This window comes from Paraflavisolibacter caeni (assembly GCF_025628885.1).
GTDB classification, from domain to species: domain Bacteria; phylum Bacteroidota; class Bacteroidia; order Chitinophagales; family Chitinophagaceae; genus Flavisolibacter; species Flavisolibacter caeni.
Genome location: NZ_JAOTIF010000008.1, coordinates 159,848 through 182,796, shown reverse-complemented (window position 1 = coordinate 182,796; position 22,949 = coordinate 159,848). Strand labels below are relative to the sequence as shown.

General features: G+C 46.1%; 15 protein-coding genes. 11 read left to right on the top strand and 4 right to left on the bottom strand.

The annotated features are described in order from the left end of the window. The first annotated feature begins 422 nt into the window (after window positions 1–422). Window positions 423–1,046: an EcsC family protein gene (locus OCK74_RS12530; protein ID WP_279297390.1), complete on the top strand. Its 624-nt coding sequence runs from the start codon at window positions 423–425 to the stop codon at window positions 1,044–1,046. On the opposite strand, the gene OCK74_RS12525 is transcribed toward OCK74_RS12530, so the two are convergent. Then, window positions 1,043–3,208, bottom strand: a complete 2,166-nt coding sequence (locus OCK74_RS12525) for a TonB-dependent receptor (protein WP_279297389.1) — start codon at window positions 3,206–3,208, stop codon at window positions 1,043–1,045. The two genes, OCK74_RS12530 and OCK74_RS12525, sit on opposite strands and share 4 nt — an antisense overlap. Window positions 3,209–3,337: 129 nt before the next feature. Here OCK74_RS12525 and OCK74_RS12520 point away from each other — a divergent pair, with 129 nt between their 5' ends. After that, window positions 3,338–4,165 (top strand): MBL fold metallo-hydrolase, encoded by an 828-nt coding sequence (locus OCK74_RS12520; protein WP_279297388.1) that lies wholly within the window; start codon window positions 3,338–3,340, stop codon window positions 4,163–4,165. Between the two features lie 30 nt (window positions 4,166–4,195). On the opposite strand, the gene OCK74_RS12515 is transcribed toward OCK74_RS12520, so the two are convergent. Continuing rightward, complete coding sequence (locus OCK74_RS12515) at window positions 4,196–5,257, bottom strand: tail fiber domain-containing protein (RefSeq protein ID WP_279297387.1); 1,062 nt, start codon at window positions 5,255–5,257, stop codon at window positions 4,196–4,198. Between the two features lie 207 nt (window positions 5,258–5,464). On the opposite strand from OCK74_RS12515, the gene OCK74_RS12510 reads away from it, so the two are divergent. From OCK74_RS12510 to OCK74_RS12500, 3 genes are all read left to right on the top strand, one after another. Beyond that, complete coding sequence (locus OCK74_RS12510; protein ID WP_279297386.1) at window positions 5,465–7,084, top strand: Na+/H+ antiporter; 1,620 nt, start codon at window positions 5,465–5,467, stop codon at window positions 7,082–7,084. Between the two features lie 230 nt (window positions 7,085–7,314). Continuing rightward, on the top strand, window positions 7,315–9,144 hold the full coding sequence (locus OCK74_RS12505) for an SBBP repeat-containing protein (protein WP_279297385.1): 1,830 nt from the start codon (window positions 7,315–7,317) through the stop codon (window positions 9,142–9,144). Between the two features lie 131 nt (window positions 9,145–9,275). Then, window positions 9,276–11,105 (top strand): SBBP repeat-containing protein, encoded by a 1,830-nt coding sequence (locus OCK74_RS12500; protein ID WP_279297384.1) that lies wholly within the window; start codon window positions 9,276–9,278, stop codon window positions 11,103–11,105. 180 nt (window positions 11,106–11,285) lie between these two features. On the opposite strand, the gene OCK74_RS12495 is transcribed toward OCK74_RS12500, so the two are convergent. Next, the gene (locus OCK74_RS12495) at window positions 11,286–12,692 is read right to left on the bottom strand and encodes a tail fiber domain-containing protein (RefSeq protein ID WP_279297383.1); all 1,407 of its coding nucleotides are present in this window, start codon (window positions 12,690–12,692) and stop codon (window positions 11,286–11,288) included. 211 nt (window positions 12,693–12,903) lie between these two features. Further along, window positions 12,904–15,564 (bottom strand): discoidin domain-containing protein, encoded by a 2,661-nt coding sequence (locus OCK74_RS12490; RefSeq protein WP_279297382.1) that lies wholly within the window; start codon window positions 15,562–15,564, stop codon window positions 12,904–12,906. Between the two features lie 429 nt (window positions 15,565–15,993). Here OCK74_RS12490 and OCK74_RS12485 point away from each other — a divergent pair, with 429 nt between their 5' ends. From OCK74_RS12485 to OCK74_RS12460, 6 genes are all read left to right on the top strand, one after another. After that, window positions 15,994–16,893: an EboA domain-containing protein gene (locus OCK74_RS12485; RefSeq protein WP_279297381.1), complete on the top strand. Its 900-nt coding sequence runs from the start codon at window positions 15,994–15,996 to the stop codon at window positions 16,891–16,893. A 170-nt stretch (window positions 16,894–17,063) separates the two neighbouring features. Further along, complete coding sequence (locus OCK74_RS12480) at window positions 17,064–18,017, top strand: TatD family hydrolase (protein ID WP_279297380.1); 954 nt, start codon at window positions 17,064–17,066, stop codon at window positions 18,015–18,017. An 8-nt stretch (window positions 18,018–18,025) separates the two neighbouring features. Continuing rightward, window positions 18,026–18,931 carry a UbiA-like protein EboC gene (eboC, locus tag OCK74_RS12475; protein ID WP_279297379.1) on the top strand — a complete coding sequence of 302 codons (906 nt, stop codon included), beginning with the start codon at window positions 18,026–18,028 and terminating at the stop codon, window positions 18,929–18,931. A 42-nt stretch (window positions 18,932–18,973) separates the two neighbouring features. After that, window positions 18,974–20,137, top strand: a complete 1,164-nt coding sequence (locus tag OCK74_RS12470; protein WP_279297378.1) for a 3-dehydroquinate synthase — start codon at window positions 18,974–18,976, stop codon at window positions 20,135–20,137. Then, on the top strand, window positions 20,134–21,396 hold the full coding sequence (gene eboE / locus OCK74_RS12465; protein ID WP_279297377.1) for a metabolite traffic protein EboE: 1,263 nt from the start codon (window positions 20,134–20,136) through the stop codon (window positions 21,394–21,396). The genes OCK74_RS12470 and eboE overlap by 4 nt, the downstream gene beginning before the upstream one ends. Continuing rightward, complete coding sequence (locus OCK74_RS12460) at window positions 21,389–22,750, top strand: alkaline phosphatase family protein (RefSeq protein ID WP_279297376.1); 1,362 nt, start codon at window positions 21,389–21,391, stop codon at window positions 22,748–22,750. The genes eboE and OCK74_RS12460 overlap by 8 nt, the downstream gene beginning before the upstream one ends. The last annotated feature ends 199 nt before the right edge of the window (window positions 22,751–22,949 follow it).

Sequence of the window (22,949 nt, the reverse complement as noted above, 5' to 3'; positions counted from 1 at the left end):
ATGCTCATAAATAAGGGGAAAACAACCTACAGGCAGAACGCCCAAAAAGCCCTGAACGGAGTCAGTGGAGCTGGGCCTAAAGGTACAAAACCAACCCCCACCTTCCAAGTTTTGAACCCCCTCATTGTACACTTCCCTTTATTCCTCATTCTACCCCCTTCTCTCTTTCCTCCAATTCACCATTCCTCATTCCCAAGTCCCTCCATACCCAGGGCCCTGTGCGCTGATGCTCTCCGCCTCAGGCGGACCGGGGGTGTGTATGATAACGATATTCAACAGATAATGATGTCATCTTCTGACCTATGCTTCTGAAAGTTGCATGATATTGGAAGTACGTATTTCAGAAAGTTGTTAGAACTTTAAAGAAGCTTTCAGCTTTTCATGATGTGATTTAGTAACCGTATCAAAAATGAAACCGTTGTATGAGTGAAGTAAAGAATCCTGGTATTATCATGAAAGTTCTTGACTGGGCTTATGAAAAGGCAATCAATGGAGCTGGATTGGTTGAATCGGCGTCCATGCTGGCAGGAGATTACCAGAAAATGAATAGTGATCGGGAAAAGGCCATTGACAGCCTTATTCAATGGCAAACGACAAAGTGTGCTACGGCCGGATTTATCACGGGGATTGGAGGCATGCTTACGTTGCCTATTGCTATCCCGGCAAATATTTCGAGTGTTCTTTTTATGCAACTGAGAATGGTGGCTGCTATTGCCATTATGAGGGGGTATAATCCCAAAAGCGACCAGGTGCAATCGCTTGCTTATATCTGCCTAACGGGGAGCGCCGCAACTGATCTTCTTAAAAGTGTTGGCATTCGAGTTGGACGACAAATTACTGAAAGTGCGATCCAAAAGATTAGCAGCAACACCATTGCGCAGATCAATGAAAAAGTGGGTTTTCGTTTATTGTCAAAGTTTGGTAGTGAAGGCCTGATCAATCTTAGCAAAGCAGTTCCACTTATCGGCGGCGTGGTCAGCGGGGCTGTTGATGCCGCTTCTACCAAGGTTATTGGAAAGACCGCTAAACATACGTTTGCTTATTAGTGGATGAAGTTTGTCCATTTCACTGATAGGTTGATGACCCGGCCTTCAATAAGGCCCCAGATGGGAAGAAAATCGGGATTGGTTATGTTTCCGGCATATAAGGGTTCATTCTTTCCTTGTCTTTCATCGAAGAGGTTTTCACCGTTGAGTACGAGGCTCAGGTGTTTCCCCAGGTTTCTTTGGATCATGGCGGCCCAGAACCAATAGTCGGGGGCTTTTTTAGTGGGCTCGATGTACTGGTTGCCTACCCATGCGGATTCGAGACCCATGCGCCATTTGCCGTCTATTTCGTAGGCGAGGGTAGAACCGAACTTGTCCTGGGGAGCAAACAGGATGTAGTTGTTTTTGTCGTTGGTGTAGCGGGCAATGGTATGGTTGTAGCCTGCATAGAGTTCGAGAGCGCCATAGGCCAGCAGGACATAGGTGTCGGTACCAGTGCTCTTTGAATTAAAGGGCTGGTTGGTGAGGCTATACTTGCCATTGGATTGCAGGACCGGTAAAACGGTGTTGCCGATGTGGGTATAATAGAGCGCCTGGTTGATGGTGAACTCCCAGTCGTTCCACTTTGTGTGGTAGTTAATGTCGCAGTTGATACCCTTGCTCCTTTCTGCTTCCAGGTTGTTCACTGAGGGATTCATTTCGCTTAGATCAACCTGTTCGCTTTGCTGGGTAAAGACATTGGGGACCTTATAACCAGCGCCGGCACTCAGGCGGATGGATAGTTCGTGAATAGGTTTGTAGGCAAAGGCAATACGGGGGAGGGCAAACCAGCCCCACTCGCTGTGGTAATCGGCCCGAATGCCGCCTTCGGCTATGAATTTGTCGGTGATGTGCCAATCGTCCTGTACAAATACACCGATGGTGTTGTAGTTATAATCAACGAACTGTGATGTGTCCTCCTTTTTCTTTGTAAAGCTTTCTGTGAGGTAATTGATACCTGCCACCAGGTCGTTGGAGCCGATCTTCTGGTTGTAGGAGGCTTCAGTGTAGGTATTGAACTGCTGCCCGTGTAAAGAGAAATCAGGCTCCGTATTGTCCAGGTTGAACAGGCTGCCTGCGCTTTTGATCACCAAATTGCCGTTGTTGGAGAACCGGTTGTTGTATTGCAGGTCCATACTGTGGCGGTTACTCTTTGCCGTTTCTGTATATTGGTGTTCGTTGGTTTTTTCATGTTCCAACACGTACATATCGCCGCCCTTCCTGTCTTCTATAGTGCCATTGTAGCCTATGGTCAGCGTTTGCCGGTCGGTGGGATAGATAAAGAATTTAGGGTGCAGGTTGTATTGCCTGAGCCTGGGCACGTCGCTAAAGCCGTCATCGTTGACATCATTGGCATCCTGGATGGTGGTGCCGGCAAAGAGGGTGAGACCGGTCTTCTTCCACCTTTGCGCGTAGTATAAGTTTGCATTGTTTTCCTTTAGCGTTGAGCGATTTAGCAGGGCCGTTAGTTCCGGTTGTTGTTTGGGTGTTTTGGAAATGAAGTTGATCAATCCCGCTATGGCACCGCCGCCGTACAAGGTAGATGCAGAACCCTTTATGATCTCCACCTGTTTCAGGTCAAGGGGCGGAATGGAGAGGATACCGAAGTTGGTATTGAGCCCTTCATAAACAGGCAGGCCGTCTCTCAGGAGTTGGGTATACCTTCCATCAAGGCCCTGGAGTCTTACAATGCTACTACCGGTAACAGAGGAAGTGTTTTGTATGTGGATGACGGACAGGTCGCCCAGGAGGCTTGCCATATTGCCAGGCTTGATGCCAGATTCTTCCGCCAGTTCTTCCGTGCCGAGGACTTCCACGCGCAGGGGGAGGTCTGCAATTCGGTTGTTGGTGCGGGTGGAATTGATGATCACCTGTTCTTCTTCCTTAACGGCAGGTTGCAGTTCGATGAAGAGGGTATCGCTATAGGGCAGTGAGAGGGAGAAGGAGGTGTCCTGGAAGCCTACATAAGATAGACGGGTTTGATAATTGCCTGCGGGCAGGTTGTTGATGGTGGCTACGCCATTGGCGTTGGCTGCTTTGGTTATTTTCAGTTGCGGGACACTTATGGTAGCGCCTGCTAAGGGTTGATGGGTATCGGAGGAGGTTACTTTGGTTATCAGGGTATTTTGGGCCCAGGTGGATTGGGTGCATAGGAGCACGAGGATTGCTAATAATTTTTTCATGTTACAAGGTTAAGAGCAAAGAGCGCACCATTGTGTTTGACTTATTGAAGGAAATGCAAAGGTAGAGGTTAGATGTGTATACAATTGAACTGTAGTGATTAATTTCAGGATCACATAAGACCAACGAATATGAAGCTTGAATTACATATTTCCCATAGCAACCAAAACAATATCTGCGTTACCTGTGGTACCCGTTATGCCACTGCTAAAAGCAGTACTGATGCCTGCCCTGTTTGTAATGATGACCGGCAATACATTGGTGACCAGGGACAACAGTGGACCAGTTATGAGCAGCTTGCTAAGGTTTATGCGATCCGCTTCAGTAAACTGCATGATAACCTGTATGACCTGCGCATGATGCCATCCTTTGCGATTGGTCAAAGGGCGCACCTGGTGATTGCTTCATCGGGAAACATTTTGTGGGATTGCCTTCCTTATATCAACGCAGAAACTGTGGCTTATATCAATGCTCTTGGCGGATTGAAGGCCATTGTCATTTCGCATCCGCATTATTACGGATTGATGGTGGAGTGGGCCGGGGTATTTGACTGTCCCGTGTACCTGCATGCCAATGATGGGGAGTGGGTAATGGATCATGACCCGCATATACAACTGTGGGAAGGTGCTGAGCTCACCTTATGGGATGGCGTCCGGATTGTTCATACAGCTGGTCATTTTCCAGGCAGTGTTGTTCTGCATATCCCTAATGGAGCAGGTACCCTGCTTACTGGTGATACCATTTATGTGTCCAGGGACCGGAAGCAAGTGAGCGCGATGTACAGTTATCCCAATATGATCCCTTTGAGCAAAAGTGCTATTGAACACCTGGTGGAGCAGGTGAAGCCATTAGTGTTTGACCGTTTGTATGGAGCATTTGAATTCATGAATATCCATGAGGGTGCAAAGGATATTGTTGACCGGTCGTTCAACAGGTATCTGCAGATATTGGAAGGATAATGGATCTGTATAAAAATTGTTTACAATGCATTAGTGATGATGCTGTTGTGCGCTGGTTACATCAGCATTTGTGCTTTGTCCATTAGAAAGTTTGGTCATTGCCTGTTTCAATTCCAGTAGTTCATTCTTCAGTTCATTAATCACTTGTTGTTGCTCCTGCACGGCTTTCACCAGTAAAGGGATGATCGCTGTATAGTTGATTGATTTTATTTCTTCTGCATTGCGTTCGCCATTGCTGCTGTCCCTGGTCTCTTCGGTTGATGTGATTACTAATTCAGGGATTACTTGTTCGAGTTCCTGTGCGATAAAACCATATTGCTTTTTGCCAGACAAATTAAGCTTGTTGTACTCATTGGTTTTAAAGAAGTATGTCCTGGGTTTCAGTTTATTGATGATGTCCATGGCATTGGACATGTCAGCAATGTTATTTTTCAGCTTAAGGTCAGAGGCTTGCCAGACACCCCCACTGGCTAAGGCATTACCATAAACCGTGAATTTATAAGTATCCGAACAGTTGCTGAAACGCGCGATATCGCAAAAGCTGGCGAAATCATTTGTGGAAGCACTTATATAAAGATAACTGCCGGCGCTGGAATGTTCCAATCTATAGTCCGGAGCTGAGGCGCCAGGTTTGAGAAATTCCAGGTAACGAGGTGAAGTTGAAGATGTCAATCTTTGATCTCCTGCAAGTTCGAATGTTCTGAATGGTGTGGCTGTACCAATGCCTACACTTCCAACTACATACAAACCATTGGCCGGGCCTGCAGTAAAGCTGCCAATGGATGTACTGCCATTGCCATTGACTATGAGTTTGGTGCCGCCTGCAATCTGTGCCCTGAAAGGACTGACGCCTGAAGCACTGTTGACGGTGAATTTGGAAGGGGTGCCGGTGGAACCGATGGCCCAGTTACCGCCATTGGTGATGCGGCCGCGTTCAACACCACTGGTTTCAAATAGAAGGGAATGACTGGAGTTGGTACCGATGGTTCCATTGGCAGAAAGAGTATTGCCTCCGTTGACCCAGCTTTGAGCCTTTGGGTTCATAGTGGCAACGGTAGTACTTAACAGAAAGAATAGTAAGGTGTTTCTCATGGCAAGTGCTTTTAAAGTGAAGAATTACTTTATGGGCTATATGGTCTTTCAGCGTGAATTGATATAGTTGCAGAGGGTAGCGTATAAAAGCGATACATCCTTAGGTGGGAGCGGTATAGGAGATATGTTCCTCTAAGGTAGAAACATTTTATTGCCAGGCAAAGCATATAAGGTAGAGGTTGGTAGTATTATTGCTTGTACATACCTATGGATTTCTTTTTCATCACTTATATTGTTTTGTTGCTCATCATTTGTTTTTTGGTGATGGTGGCACAACGATTAAAGATATCTTATCCCATTGTGCTGGTGCTGGGTGGATTGCTGTTGAGCCTGGTGCCGTCTGTAGGGGTAATAGAAATTAAGCCGGAGCTTATTTTCCTCATCATACTACCTCCTATTTTGTATGAAGCTGCCTGGCAAACTTCCTGGAAGGATTTCTGGAAGTGGCGGCGTATCATATTTAGCTATGCATTTTTTATCGTGATCCTTACGGCCAGTGTTGTGGCCTTTGTGACGAGCAGTCTTATTCCCGGGTTTACACTGGCTCTCGGCTTTTTGCTGGGTGGCATTGTGTCGCCACCGGATGCTGTGTCGGCTACTTCTATCATGCGGGACCTGGACGTGCCCAAACGGATTTCGGCTGTTATTGAAGGTGAGAGTTTGCTGAATGATGCATCGAGTATTGTGGTGTTCCGGTATGCTTTGGCTGCTGTTGTCACCGGTACGTTTTCGTTCCAGGCTGCTGCCACCAATTTTTTGCTGGTGATTGTGATGGGTGCATTGATCGGACTTGCCGTTGCGCTGGTGTTTTATGCCATTCACCGCTGGATGCCGACAACGCCGAATGTAGATTTTGTGTTGACGTTTGTTTCTCCTTACATCATGTACATTGCTGCGGAGCATTTTCAGTTTTCCGGTGTGCTTGCCGTGGTTACCGGAGGTCTTTTCCTGGCGCAGCAGCGGCAAACCATCCTGAGCCCCATGAGCCGGATACGGGGCATCAGTGTGTGGTCGATCATCGGCTTTGTTTTGAATGGGCTGGTGTTCATGTTGATTGGGCTGCAGCTGCCCACTATTGTGCATCAATTGGGCAATATCAGTTTGTGGGCTGCCATCAAATACAGCCTGATTGTTGCGGCTGTCCTCATCGGGTCGCGGCTGTTGATTGCCCTGGGCACACCGATCTTTACCCAGTTTGTCAGCCGCTTTATCAAAACCGCTGATGCCAGTCCAGGTTACAGGGCGCCACTGGTATTAGGATGGGCCGGCATGCGTGGTGTGGTGTCGTTGGCGGCTGCTTTGTCCATACCGGTTTACATGGCCAATGGGGAGCCGTTCCCGCAGCGGAACCTTATTTTGTTCATTACGTTTTCAGTGATCCTGGTGACGTTGGTATTGCAAGGGCTGACACTGCCCCTGGTGATCCGGATGGCGGATCTCAAGGATCCAGACTATAAATTGCCGGAAAACGAACAGGACCTGCGGTTGCAGAGGGGCCTGGCCCGGTGTGCGTTGCAGAAGATCGAGCGCCGGTACAATGACCAGTTGGCTCAGAATGCTTTGATGCAGGCTTATTACGACCGGCTGCGAAACAGTCTTCACCTGTTGGAAAACAGCGATGTTATGATTGCCGAAAGTGAAAGCGACAATAACAATAGTGAACGTGCTGCTTTTGAAGTGATGCGTAAGGATATTATAGAGACGCAGCGGGAACTGTTGCAAAGAACCAATAAGCGTGCGGCGGTTTCGGATGATGTGATCAAAAAATACCTGCTGGCGCTGGACCTGGAAGAGGAGCAGCTGAATGGTCAGGTGAAGTTGTATTGAGGCGGCTCGCGGATGGAATGTGTCTTTGTCAACGGACCGTCAATGAAGCCATTAAAGTGAATACAAGCGCCAGCCGACCTAAAACCGAGAACAGGCCCAGAATGGCAAGTGTCCATGGATGTTGTATCAGGAAGTTGGTGTAATTTAGTATCTCTTTCCTTCCCCTTTTGAAAGTAGCTCCAGATCTGTGAAGATTTCTTCGCTTGCTATTTCACTTAAATGCTTGCAATATGAAAGACAATCTACTCCTGAAGAAGTGCTTGCTTCTAGTGTCTTTGTTTCATCTTTCTACTTTAGGCTTTTCACAGGTTACAGAGCAATGGGTGGCCAGGTATAATGGTCCGGCGAATGGTAGTGACCTTGCCCGGTCGCATTCCCTGGCTGTTGATGTTTCGGGGCATGTTTATGTAACCGGCGCCAGCGAAGGTGTTGGAACCAGTGTTGACTATGCTACGATCAAATATGATGCAGCGGGAAATGTAGTATGGATCAAAAGATATGATGGTCCCGGCAATAGTACGGATGCCGCCAATGCGCTTGTAACAGATGCTGCAGGCAATGTTTATGTTACGGGTTCAAGTATTGGCATTGGCACCAGTTCGGACTATGCTACGGTCAAGTATGATGCCCAGGGCAATGAAGTGTGGGTTAGGAGGTATAACGGACCGGGAAATGCAGACGATGTTGCGAATTCGCTGGCGGTAGACGTCAATGGCAACGTGTATGTAACAGGATGGAGTCCGGGTTTTGGAACCAATTATGATTATGCTACTATTAAATACGATGCAGCAGGTAATGAAGTGTGGGTAAAAAGATACAACGGACCTGTAAGTGATCTTGACGCGGCAACATTCCTGGCTGTGGATGGCTCCGGAAATGTTTATGTAACCGGGTATGGTTATGGTGATGGGACCTTTTTGGACTATGCCACGATCAAGTATGATGCAGCAGGAAATGAGGTATGGGTCAAAAGGTATCATGGCACAGGGAGTATTATGGACCAGGCGTTTGAAGTGGCTGTAGATGCCAAGGGAGATGTTTATGTTACTGGCATTAGTGATGGGCATGGATCTGATTTTGACTATGCTACGATCAAGTATGGAACTGATGGCACTGAATTGTGGGTCAAAAGATATAATGGAACAGGCAACAGTTATGATGCCCCCAATGCGCTGGATGTAGATGGCATGGGAAATGCATATGTGACAGGACAGAGTATTAACAGTAATGGTACCAGTGATTTTACCACTGTCAAATACGACGCTTTGGGGAATGAGGTATGGGTGAGGAGGTACAATAACTTGGGGAGTAGAATCAATGTAGCGAGTGCCCTTGATGTATCTGCCAATGGAAATGTGTATGTTTTTGGATATAGTAACGGCAGTGGAGGTGATCTGGACTTTGCTACTGTGAAGTACGATGCCGGCGGCAATGAAGTATGGGTCAAAAGATATAATGGTCCGGGGAATGCTTTTGAACAAGCGCATTCATTGGTTGTAGACGCTTCAGAAAATGTGTATGTTTTTGGATCGAGCAACGGCGTTGGGACAGGCCCTACTGATTATGCCACTATTAAATACACACAGAGTTCTGTTACCGATATTAGTTGCGGTCAAAATGGGGATAAGGTGATGGTGTGCCATAAAGGAAAGACATTGTGTATTGCGCAAAGTGCTGTTGAAGCACACCTGAAGCATGGAGACCAGTTGGGTGGTTGCAATGCTGCTCCTGGTTTGAACAGTATTACAGAAGGTGGTGGGGCATTGCAGATGCCGGAAGAAGTGGGTGAGCGCTTCCGGATTGTGGTAGCACCGAATCCATTCAATAGTAGTGCACGTCTGCAATATGAGTTGCCAGCTGGTGGAACTATTTCCATCAAGGTTTATGATGTTGTAGGCAGAGAAGTGGCTATGGTGGTGCAGGGAGAACGGAAAGCAGGTGTCTACAGTTCAGACCTGAATGCTGCCGGAGTTGCCAGGGGCGTGTATTATTACCGGGCATTGTTGACCACCGGGCAGAAGACGTTTATGCAGACGGGGAAAATGATGATAATCAAATGATAATGACGCACCTGATCTAATAGGTGTAATAAAAAATTAATTAAATTAGTAGGGTCTTACTTCCCTGACGAATGTTATTTCCTAGTCTATGAGGAATCTTTCTCTTTTATTGTCAGCCTAAAACCTGGGTCATGGGAACTTATTTATCTTATCAGAAGGCATTACTCCTGCTTTTTCTATGCCTGATTTCGTTTTTATGTTTTGCGCAGGTTAAGGAACAGTGGGCAAAGAAATACAACGGGCCGGGCAATAGTGGTGACGGGGCCTCTTCTATGGCAGTGGATGCCGCGGGGAATGTGTATGTAGCTGGCCTAAGCAATGGAGGTAAGACACTTGAGGACTATGTCATAATCAAATATAATGCGACAGGAAAGGAGCTATGGGTAAGGAGATATAATGGACCGGGGAATGGTTATGACAATCCATCTTTTATTGCCCTGGATCTTCAGGGCAATTTATACGTTACAGGAGTTAGCTTAGGTAGTGGAGGCGAATCTGACATGGATTATGCCACCATCAAGTTTGATGCTGCAGGCAATGAACAATGGGTAAAAAGATATAATGGGCCGGCGAATCAGTGGGATGAAGCAACCTCCTTAGCGGTAGACGGGTCGGGGAATGTGTATGTTTCGGGCATGAGCTGGAGCATTGAAAATAATTATGACATTGTTACCATCAAGTATGATCACAATGGCAACCAGTTATGGGTTAAAAGTTACAATGGACCGGGTAATGATATGGACAGGGCAAGTTCCATGGCTGTAGATGCTTTGGAAAATGTTTATGTGACAGGCAACAGTTCCCTGAACGGAGCATTGGACTTTGTAACCATTAAATACGATGTAAATGGTAAGGAGGCCTGGGTGAAGAGTTTCAGTGGTTCTTCAGATTCTTTTGATGCCGGACTTGTTATTGTTACAGATGCCTTTGGGAATGAGTATGTAACTGGTTATAGTATAGGCAGTGATACTGATTATGACTTTGTGACGATCAAATATGATCGTAATGGTCACCAGCTTTCGATTTGGAAGTTTGATGGGATAGACAATTCTATGGATATACCCGTTTCGCTTGCTGTTGATGCTTCAGGAAATGTTTATGTAGCTGGTACCAGCAGGAGTAAGGGAAGTGGTGATGATTTTCTTACGATCAAATACGATGCAAATGGTAATGCGGTATGGGCAAAAAAATATAATGGGCAGGAGAATGGTGCTGATAATGCCGCTTCGCTTTGTGTTGATATCTATGGCAATGTGTATGTGACGGGAACTACCCAGGTGGGCGCTGGTCCGTTTGATTATGATTATGCCACTGTTAAGTATGATGCCAATGGTAATGAGCGATGGGTGAAAAAGTTTAATGGATCACAGAAATTGAATGATGGGACAAAATGCATTGGTGTTGATGGGAATGGCAATGTGTATGTTACCGGGTACAGTGCTGTTAGTGATGGCAGTACTGACATTGTCACTATCAAATACGGGCAGACTTCTGCCTCCGATTTCAGTTGTGGGCCAAAAGGCGACAAAGTATTGGTATGTCATAAAGGAAAGACGCTGTGTGTTGCAAAGAGTGCTGTGGCTGCTCACCTGAAGCATGGCGACCAATTGGGCAATTGTAACGCTTCAACTTTCCTGAGCAATAAAACAGAAGATGCAGCGGGAGCTTCATTGGGGGAGCAGGAGGTGGGTGGTTTCCGGGTTTCCGTATCACCGAATCCATTCAGCACTAGTGCCCAAATGAAGTATGAATTGCCTTCGGCCGGAACGGTTTCTATCAAGGTGTATAATATGTCGGGTAAGGAAGTGGCTACGGTGGTGCAGGGGAAACGGAAGGCGGGCATGTATCGTACAGACCTGAGTGCTGCGGATCTTGGCAAGGGGGTGTATTATTACCGGGCGTTGTTGAGTACGGGGCAGAATACGAATACGCTGACGGGGAAATTCGTTGTGGCTCAATAATGCAACCGTTCCACCTGATGCTAAAGACCTAACTAAAGGAGTGTATTACTATCGTGCTCTGCTGACTACCAGGCAGAAGACCTATATACAAACGGGAAAAATGATCGTTATTAAATAAAGGTTTGTTTTCTGAGGAGTAAAGAGGTGGCTGAAGTTTCGGCCACCTCTTTTATAATCATATTACCTGGCGATGACCAGTTTCTTGCTGTCTGTTTGAGTGCCATTGATGTAAAGGGTATAGGTGTATGTTCCTGCGGTCCATGCAGCCGTGTTTACATTGAGTTGGCCATCCCCTTTATTGCTGATGGTGATGCTTTTGATGATAGCTCCTTTCATATCAGTAAAGACAATGTTGGCGGTGCGGCTATTCTGGGGAACATAATATTGAATCAATGCTGTGCCCTGTGCAGGATTGGGAATGCTGGCTTTTAGAAAGGCAGTGGTGAGATTATTTCCATTTAGGTTTAGTGTGTTCAATAGCCTGTCTACTGTTTCTTTCAAATCATTGATCTGCTGTTGCTGTTGTTCTATTTGTTGCTGATGTTCATCATTTAGTGTTTTAAGTTCCTGTACAGAAGCGACCAGGACTGGGATGAGTCCCTGGTAGTTGATGCCTTCGTATTTTATTTCAGGGCTTAGTTCTTTCCTTGTGTCCTTGTCCAATTCGGCGGGATGTACTGCCTGTTGTACTAGTTCAGGGAATACCTCTTTGACTTCATCGGCGATCAGGCCAATCTGCTTTCCTGTGGGCAGTTGCATGCTTTTGTAAGCTTCTTTATTAAACAAATAGGTGGCAGGTTTGAGTTTCATTAGTTGTTGGAGGGTATGTTCTAAAGGAACAATGTCTTGTTTGAATTTTCTATCGGACACAATATAATTGTAAGAGGTTGCCCAGACAGCTCCGTTGAAGTATCCTGCAGCGTTAAATGAACCACCAGAGGCAGTGCCATAAATGCCATAACGACCTCCGGTAGTACCATAAGCTGCAGCACTTACTCCATAAGCACTTCCGCTATAACTACCTGCTTCTGCAGTAGCAAATACTCCTACATCGCCACCCGTTGCTTGAATACCATATCCATAGCCAGGATTGTTCACTGAGCTGGCTATAATACCGAAACGATCCGAATTCCCAGTAAAGTTGTTAGTAACTCTAATGCCTGCAGACGAGCCTGGATTTAGGATATTCAGAGATGCGCCAGTCATTGCGGTACCGATGCCTACAGTGCCGGCTACGTACAATCCATTGGTTGGGCCTGCTGTAGTACTGCCAATGGATGTACTGCCATTGCTATTTACTATCAATTTAGTAGAACCATTGACCTGGGCTCTGAAAGGACTGACACCTGAAGCACTATTGACGGTGAATCTGGAGGTGGTGCCGGTGGAACCAATGGCCCAGTTGCCGCCATTGGTGATGCGGCCCCGTTCAACACCACTGGTTTCAAAGAGAAGGGAATGACTGGAGTTGGTGCCGATAGATCCATTTGCAGTAAGGGTATTGCCACCATTCACCCAGTTTTGGGCACATAGTTCCGTAATGCCGATACAAGCTGTGCTCAACAACAGCAATAGTTGTTTTTTCATGATTAGTTGTTTAGTATGAAGGATTGCTTCACAGGCAGTACGGCCCATCCACAGGGAGCAGAAAGGGGGCTGGTGTCGTGTACTGCTTTTTTAGGGAACGGTATAAGGAGAACTGTTCCTCTAAGGTAGATACATTTAGAAGACAATCCATGCTCTATAGCATCTTATCAACTGGTGCTGATGCGCTTACAAGCTGGTGCTGTTGAGATTGCTATCGGGCAGGCAGGAAGGGGGAGAAGATGATGGGTTCGTTTGTGACCGTTATTGCCTCAACTGGTAATTGTTGGGAGGCCGGGTCTGTTACTTTTATGAATTCAACTTCCGTAATGGCATTCCAAAGATTTGAACTATTGCCATGACATACAATGCGTATATACCGGGTGCTGACTGGTGCAATGGTATAGCTTTCAAATGTTGTGGTTTTGCCGCTACTTTGTCCACTGTAAACTGTTGTCCAATGGATACTGTCCTGAGACACTTGCAGATTAAAAGAGTGACTTCGCTCATCACCCCTGTACCATGCTATTTTCACATTATTAAGGGTGACTAAATCTGTAAAATAATACCTGATCCACTGATTGTTTCCATAAGCTGACCAGCGTGTGAGATAGTTACTATCCAAAGTATTTGCAGCAACATTGCTATCCTGGGCACTGCTTGCCAATACAGCGGTAATCGTCACTCTTTGCGGACTGGTAATACTTACCGGTGTATAGGGTTGAAGGGATATGGTGCGTCCATAAATCACTGCGGTTACATCTGTGTCTGTTTCCACGTTGGTAATTTCTCCCATATTCAACTGAATTATAAATCCCGTATTGGTGCTAAAAGTAGCTTCCGGTATTGCGTCATTATTAATGTCAATACTCGTTCCCTCCCCTCCTGCAGAGGTTCTTCCTATATACATATTTCCTATTACTTTGCCTAATACAGAAGTGAAATCATTGCCTGACCTGACAAAGCTTTTCCGTACAGTTTCTGCAGTCGGATCTGAGGCATTACGGGGATAAATAAAAGTTACATTGCTGGTAGTGCCAGAGACCATTCTTACAGGGCGCAGGTCTCCATAAGAGCTCCTTCTGGTTTGATCTGTAGTTGAAATGGTAGGTGATGAATGCAGGGCAATAAAATTCTGTTGATCTGAGGTGCTGCTGAAAGATGTACTTGCTACAAAAGATGTGATGCTAGTAATCAGTGTAGTGGCACCATCATATGTCAACAAGGGCCATGTATTACCAAAGCTGGTAGTGGAGGAAGTAAGAATAGAGAGAATGCCATCCGGTGTAATGGTAAAGTCATTGTTAAAGGTTGGGCCTGTTTTGCCAGCTTTTGGTTTATACTCCACGCGACAGCGGACCAGTAATGGATGCACGAATTGGGTGGAGAAAAAAGCTTCGTAGCGATCCGGCACACTGGCTAGCCGGATCCATGTTCCGTTTTCCAGGAAAGTAGGCGCAAAGGATACTCCCTGATTACTGGATGTTTCTCTTATACCATCGGAAGGGCCCAAACGTGAATCCCAGCCGGGCCTGGCAAAACGGACTACGCCTAATGTAGTCCAATAACGGTCATTTGTAATGGCAGTTGAACCTCTTAAACAAACTTCCATGTGCATGCCACCTGCATTAGCTACGGCCGTTGCAAATGAGTTATCACTTGCAATCGTGTATCCTCCTATTTCATTTGGGGTAGGTTGTTCTGAAATGTTGGTCTTATGCCTTAAGTAATTTTCAGCCATATGGTACATCATATTGCCATTATAGTTAGTGAAATAACTATAGCTGGCATATCCTATTCTGCTTGCAGGAGAAAAATGGTTTTTGGTTACATAGTAAGTTCCATCAGATCTTCTCCATCTTTGTACACTATTAAATGCAAGAGCAGCAGCATGGCGATACTGGCCTGCCAGCCTGGTGTTGCCTTCCAGGTTGGCTAATTCCGCCATGATCTCATAACCGTTGGCCAATAATATATCATTCCACGTGTGATTGCCACTACGGCCTCCTGCCACCCCTTGCCCTGAAGGGTCTTGCAGCAGCAAACTGGATTGAGTGCCCCTTTTTAGCAGCGTCAGCATTTCATTTTTGGATGCGCCATAATAACCATCCGCAATCATGTCCAATAAATTACTCCTGGCAACCGATTCATAAGGCCATGTATCCGGGTCACTGGTTTTATCATGATAAAAATTCCAGGTATTATTTGTGAACCTGCTTTTTTGTGTATTGATCCAGCTACTTTCAAGCCAGGAGATGGCATTGGTTTTATTGACATATCCATTCTGCGCGCGGTACCATTCACCTTTCATGGCATAGGTTCTCCAGTTGTTGGTGCTTCCGCGTAGTATATCCTGTATCGGTTTCGCCATACGACTTTTCCAGGTTTGTACTTGTGTGGCGGAGACAAAAGGTGTATAGAGCGGGATGGCACTCGCCAGCGGTGCCAGGAAGAATTCTCCATGATTGTCCGGGATTGATGAGGCTCCTTCTGCAACGTCGATGGTTGCTTTATTCATAGCAGCTACTCCTGCATTCAGTAAGTCTTTAGCTCTGCCTGCGGACAGCAAAGTGGCTACAGCATTGGCAAAGTAAGGAGTAGCATATTGGACTTCACGATTAGCATAAGGGTCAATAATGGCGCCACTGGAATTTTGAAAAGTAACACACTTACGGACAATACCCTCCACCCTGTCTAAGTAAGCAGTTCTTGAAATGTTTAATGGTTTCCATGGCCTTGCTGTCAGATGATAATTAATGGTAGGTAAGTTATTATTATAATTAACAATTAATGTGGAGTCGGCTTCAGACGATTGGGAATAGCCGATTTGTAAATAACAAAACGATACTACAAGAGTTGAAAAATGTGACTTCATCTGGTGTTATTTTCAGGGTTATGACTACCGTTTTATCCAACAATTGTAAAGAGCAAGGATGATGTTAGCAGAGGGTCCGAATGGAGTGAAGCAGGTGCAAATATATAGATAAATCAATGGGTAGAATTCTCAATATTAACGCTTAGGCGCAGTTGACCTGAAAATGTGATGGGTGTATTTTATTTTATCGGTCGTTCTTTCCCGTTAAATATTATTATAGAAAGAAGTAATGTGTTGCCATGTGATATATGAATATTTATACTTATTATAAAAAAGTTTGTTTTGTTTGATCATTGATTATAAATATCTAACTTTAACAAACACGTCCTTAATTTCCAATTTCCCTGAAATTGATCGAAATCCTATGATAGCCTGGAGAGCAGGCTAAAGTTTTAGCTTCCACTTTTTTAAACCGTATAAATATTCGCTATGTATAGTGCGTTTCTTGAAAATCAAGTACCTACAGCATATGGCTATGATGCAGAAAGATTGAAAGGGCTTCTATCAGCAGTGATTGTGCAAAACGTACAACCTGGTGTATGGGATTGGTTGCAGGAGAAAGCCGGTACTACTGCAAGTGTTGGCCAGTTCAATACTGCTTTTGTGCTTATACCAAGGAAAACCGGTAAGGCGGTGATTCAACTTACAGAAGAACAAAATCAAAATATACAGTCCACCAGGAAAGGTTTTTCTATCAAAGGGTGGACGATTGACCGGCTGGCCAGGGTTTGGCTGGTCCTCCAGCTGGATACCTCTGACCAGGACCGTTATTTCCGTATGATTGAGAACCTGTTCCTGGCTGCGGAAATGAATGAGCTGGTGGCCCTGTATTCTGCATTGCCTGTTTTGGCGTACCCTGAATTATGGAAAGCACGCTGTTCTGAAGGGATCAGGAGTAATATCGGGGATGTTCTGTTGGCCATTATCTGCAATAATCCATATCCATCCGAATATTTGAGTGATGCAGCCTGGAACCAGCTGGTGATGAAGGCTTTTTTTACAGAGAAGCCTATTCGCCAGATCTATGGGTTGGATCAAAGGGCGAATCAGGAGCTGGCCAAGATCTTAACGGATTATGCGCACGAGCGGTGGGCCGCTCACAGGCCAATACACCCCCAGTTGTGGCGTTGCGTGGGAAAGTTCATCAATGAAGATAATTTCAATGATATCAAACGTGTGGCAGGTTCTGCAGATGAAACAGAGCAGAAGGCGGCGTTGCTGGCATGCCATGACAGCGACTTTTTGCTTGCCAAAGAGTTGCTGGAGCAGCACCCGGAGGAGAAAGCGGCGATTGAGGGAGGAGTGTTGACGTGGGAGGGAATCGAGTGAATGAGAAATGGATGGGGCGTAAGAAGGATAAAAGAGGAGTGGTGGGGGATGATGGAGGAGAAATGATGGATGAATAAGCAGTAAGCTGTAATGAGCCAGTAATCATTAATTTAGTCACCTTAAATTATAAATAAACGATGTGTTGTAGCCATAATTTCAATGAAGAGGGATTGGCAGCTGGAAAACGTGAAACTTTTTCCATTGAGAGTGTTAAAGGCATGCAGTTCTTTGATCCGCATGTGCATATGACTTCCCGTACCACGGATGATTACCAGGCTATGGCGGATGCCGGTGTGGTAGCCATTATTGAACCCGCCTTCTGGTTGGGGCAGCCCCGTACCGGTATCGATACTTTCCGCGATTATTATAGCAGCCTGGTGGGCTGGGAGCGTTTCCGTTCTTCGCAGTTTGGAATCAAACACTATTGCACCATTGGCCTGAACTCCCGCGAAGCCAATAACGAGCCTTTGGCCGAGCAGGTGATGGAGATCCTGCCACTTTTTATTTACAAGGAAGGCGTAGTAGGGATTGGCGAAATTGGTTTTGATGACCAGACCGCGGCCGAAGAAAAATATTACCGTTTGCAGTTGGAGCTGGCCAAAGAAGCTGGTCTGCCAGTGCAGATCCATACACCGCACCGGGATAAGAAAAGGGGTACTACCCGCAGTATGGACATTGCTTTGGAACACGGTCTCGATCCTCACATGGTGATCGTGGATCATAACAATGAAGAAACCGTAAAGGAAGTATTGGACCGTGGATTCTGGGCTGCCTTTACCATCTATCCATTTACCAAGATGGGGAATGAGCGTATGGTGGAGATTGTGAAGCAATACGGTTCGGAACGCATCATGATCAATTCTGCCGCTGACTGGGGCATTTCAGATCCTTTGGCTGTACCCAAGACCGCAGCGCTCATGATAGAGAAAGGCATCAACTATGGAGACATCCGCCTGGTTACCTATCAGAATGCCATCACCGCATTCGGGCAGAGCGGGCAGATCAATGAGGCTGATTTTGCCGCCGTGAAAGAGATAGACCAGACGCAGAAGTTTGCAGGCAATACGGTGCTGAGGGGCGGCCAGCAACCAAGAGTAGATAAAAGTTCAATGATTATCCGATAAGATCGAGGATGCAAAAATTAGTAGGATTTCTCCGCTTGATGCGGTTGGCAAACGTGATTACGGCTGTTTCTGATATTATGGCCGGAATTGCCATTGCCGGGTATTTCAATACCATGGACGGACATATCAATTCATTCCAACCGGCGGCATTGTTGATCATTGCCACCGTTGGTCTGTATGGAGGCGGTGTGGTTTTCAATGATGTATTCGATGCGGAGCTGGACAAGGTGGAGCGGCCTGAGCGACCCATACCCAGCGGGTTGATCTCTAAAGGCGCGGCGGCTTTCTTTGCCTCTTTATTGATCATTATGGGCATTGCTGCTGCGGCCATGATCCATCCGGAAGGTTTATTTTCCGTATCAGGTTTGATCGCTGTGGCGATTGCAGTTGCAGCGATTGTGTACGACAAGTGGGGCAAACATTATGCGGTGTTGGGTCCTTTGAATATGGGATTGTGCAGAGGGTTGAATCTGTTGTTGGGCATGAGCATTTTGCCGGAGGTATTATCCCAATACTGGTATATCAGCCTGGTTCCTATCGTGTATATTGCGGCCATTACGATGATCAGCAGGGGGGAGGTGCATGGAAGCAGCAGGAGTACGTTGTATGGAGCCGTAGCCTTATACGGCATTGTGATTGCCAGCATCCTGGCAGTAGCTTTTACCAACAACAACCTCTGGTATGTGGTTTGCTTCCTGCTATTGTTAGCACTCATGATCTTTCCGCCGTTGCAGAAAGCTATTCGTGAACCTAAAGGACCCCTGATCGGTAAAGCGGTAAAAGCGGGTGTGATTGCACTAATTGTGATGAATGCAGCATGGGCTGCAGCTTTTGGAACCATTTATTATGCGTTGCTGATCTTATTGCTTTTGCCGGTTTCGATATGGCTGGCAAAGTTGTTTGCAGTAACCTGAAGATATTTTTTCTCATTCTGATACTATATTGTTAACGAGGACATGGATTTTATAGAACAATCATTTCGCGTACAGTTTACGTACAAGGTTTATTTCACAGAGCATTTGTTTGCTCCAGGCAATTCCCTTTTCAGGGATTTTTTATACAGCCAGAAGACTGATTTCAAGAAGAAGATCTTTTTTGTTATTGACGAAGGTGTGGCGGATTGTCATCCACAGCTGCAGGAGCAGATCAGGGATTATTTCAGGGATGAAACCGCTTTTAGTTTGGTCGAGAACATCCTAGTGGTACCAGGAGGTGAAAAGGCTAAGAATGAAGAGGACCTGTTTTATCAGATCGTGAAGGCGGTAGATGAATATGGCATTGACAGGCATTCGTATATAGCGGCGATAGGAGGAGGTTCTGTATTGGATATGGTAGGCTATGCGGCAGCTGTCAGTCACCGCGGTATCCGTCATATCAGGATCCCGACCACGGTACTCTCGCAAAATGATTCAGGAGTCGGTGTGAAGAATGGTGTGAATTATTCCGGTAAGAAGAATTTCCTGGGCACCTTTGCGCCACCTGTAGCCGTGTTCAACGACTTTGATTTTTTAACGACACTTACCGATGAAGACTGGCGTTCGGGTACGTCTGAAGCCGTTAAAGTGGCGCTGATCAAAGACAAGGCATTCTTTCACTGGCTGGAAGAAAATGCTCTTGCTTTGGCCATCAGGAATATGGAGGCGATGCAATACCTGATCAAGCGGTGTGCGCAATTGCATATGGAGCATATTGGTGGTGGTGATCCGTTTGAAATGGGTTCTTCGCGGCCACTGGATTTTGGTCACTGGAGTGCACACAAAACAGAGCAGCTATCCAATTTCACCATCAGGCATGGTGAAGCCGTGGCCATGGGCATTGCACTGGATAGTGCTTATTCATACCTGTTCGGACGTTTGGAAGAAGAAGCGTTCCGCAGGATTATCGATGTATTATTGAACCTCGGGTTTGAAGTCACCCACCCGCTGATGGAGGTCAGGGATGATGAAAGCCCCGTGCTGCAAGGATTGAATGAATTCAGGGAACACCTGGGTGGAAGATTAACGATCATGTTGCTGGAGGAGATCGGAAGAGGAGTGGAAGTACATGAACTGGACGTACCTATTCTACGCCAGGCTAGTGATTGGCTAAAAGATTACACCAATATAAAACTAAGAACATGAAGACGCCATACGGACACCTAACTTATTGCAGCAACATTCATGCTGGGGAAAGCTGGAAGGATCATTTTGCACAACTGAAGAAATACATTCCGCACATCAAACAAGAAGCTTCGCCACACCAACCCTTTGGTATAGGGCTGCGCCTGTCGAATATTGCCAGCCTGGAACTGGAATGGGAGGAAAACATGGAAGCTTTCAAACAATGGCTACAGCAGGAGGATTGCTATGTGTTTACGATGAATGGCTTTCCATATGGCAGCTTCCATCATACGAGGGTCAAAGACCAGGTGCATGCACCGGACTGGACCAATTATGACCGCTTTCAGTATACCTTACGGATGGCATGGCTCTTAGCTGAATTATTACCTGAAGGCATGGATGGCGGTATCTCCACCTCGCCATTGTCGTACCAGTTCTGGCATGAACCAGAACAAATGGATGAAGTGTTTGTAAAGGCTACGAAGCATATTTTAGGAGTGGTAGAAGAGCTGATCCAGATCAAAGATGTGACCGGTAAAATGATCCACCTGGATATAGAGCCGGAGCCCGATGGACTATTGGGAGAAAGCGAGGCCTTCTTTGAATGGTATACGCAGTACCTGCTGCCTATGGGTATCGATTATTTGCATGACCAGTTTGGTTACGGTGAAACACAGGCCGTTGCAGCCATTAAAGAACATGTGCAATTGTGCTATGACATTTGCCATTTTGCGGTTTGCTATGAAGACCATGCGGCCGTACTGGAAAAACTCCGAAAGCTTGGGATCAAGACCGGTAAGATCCAGATCAGTGCTGCACTGAAAGGGGCATTTTGCCAGGATCTTCAAATGAGAGGGGCCGTTGTTGACGCCTTTGAAGACATTAATGAATCGACTTACCTGCACCAGGTAGTTGCCATGCAAAAAGATGGCAGCCTGATCAGGTATCCTGATATCCCAATTGCCTTGAAGGATGCTGCTAATGAATTTACTACGGAGTGGCGGGCGCATTTTCACGTTCCCCTGTTTGTAGATCATTATGGTGTGCTTGGTTCTACGCAAAAGGATATTGAGCAAGTATTACAGCTACACCAGCAGCAACCGTTTACCACACATTTAGAAATTGAAACCTATACCTGGGAAGTATTGCCAGGTGATATGCGCTTACCTATAGAAGATTCTATTGTAAGAGAGCTGGAATGGGTACAAGGATTATTGAAACGAAAATCAACCAGCGCTGCTACTAACCAGGCTGCCAGCAACCAGACGTACCATGCATAAGACTGTTGTTATAGACATTGTAGGATTATCTTCTACTTTGATTGGTGAACACACTCCATTTCTGAAAAGCTATATTAGTAAAAGGGTGCTGCAAACCATTGAACCCATGTTGCCGGCGGTGACCACCTCGGTGCAGTCCACCTATCTTACTGGCCAATGGCCATCGCAACATGGTATTGTAGGCAATGGCTGGTATGATCATGAGGATTGCGAGGTTAAGTTCTGGAAGCAGTCTAACAAATTAGTGCAGGGAGAGAAAATATGGGAGCGGGCGAAGAAGCTCGATCCCCAGTTTACCACATCGAAGATGTTCTGGTGGTACAATATGTATTCCAGTGCGGAGTTTTCTGTAACACCGCGACCTAATTATTTAGCCGATGGCCGTAAGATGCCTGATTGCTATTCACATCCGGCAAGTTTAAGGGATGAATTGCAAAAAGAGCTGGGGCAGTTTCCTCTATTTAAGTTCTGGGGGCCGGGGGCTGATGTCACTTCCACGCAATGGATCGCTGATGCATCTGTATTTACAGACCGGAAGTACGATCCTACGCTGACCCTCATTTACTTGCCTCATTTGGATTATTGTCTGCAGAAGTATGGGCAGGATCTTTCCAGGATCAGCAAGGACCTCAACGAGATCGATAAGATTGTAGAGCAATTGGTGAACTATTATTCGGGTGTGGGTGCGAAGATCATCCTGTTGTCTGAATACGGGATTACCAATGTGAGCCGGCCTGTACATGTGAACAGGGTGTTGCGTGAACATGGATTGTTGGGGATCAGGGTAGAACGGGGATTAGAATTGCTGGATGCCGGTGCCTCGAAGGCCTTTTGCGTGGCGGATCACCAAGTGGCGCATGTTTATGTGAATGATGTTTCTGTTATGAGTAAGGTGCGAAAGATACTGGAAGATATTCCAGGTGTTGAACTGGTGTTGGATAAGGAGGCGCAGAAGGCGTATCATATTGATCATGAAAGGAGTGGTGATTTTGTGTTGATGGCTGATGAGCAGAGCTGGTTTACGTATTACTTCTGGATGGATGATGCCAAGGCTCCGGATTATGCAAGGGTGGTGGATATTCACAAAAAGCCGGGGTATGATCCTGTGGAGTTGTTTATGACCTCTAAGGGAAGGGCTGCTTATAAACTGCTACGTAAGAAACTGGGTTTCCGGTATGTGATGGATGTGATTCCGCTGGATGCTACGTTGGTGAAAGGATCGCATGGGAGGATTGTGAAGGAGGCTGGTTATAAGCCGGTGTTGATTACGGATGGAGGGTTTGGTGAAGGGATGTTGCAGGCGGTGGATGTGTATGATGTGATTTGGGAAAGTTTGGTGGGGAGGAAGGAATGAGGAGCGCACACCCCCAGCCCCTAAAGGGGAGCATCTGCGCACATGATCCTGGTTATGGATGGATTTTGAGATGGGAGTGACGAATGTTTTGAATGGCGGATGGCGAACGGGGGACAGGGAGATGGATGTCTGAAAATAGGAGTTGAGACAGGATTTTGGGTATGGGAAGGAAATGTAAATGCATCATCAAAAATGTAAA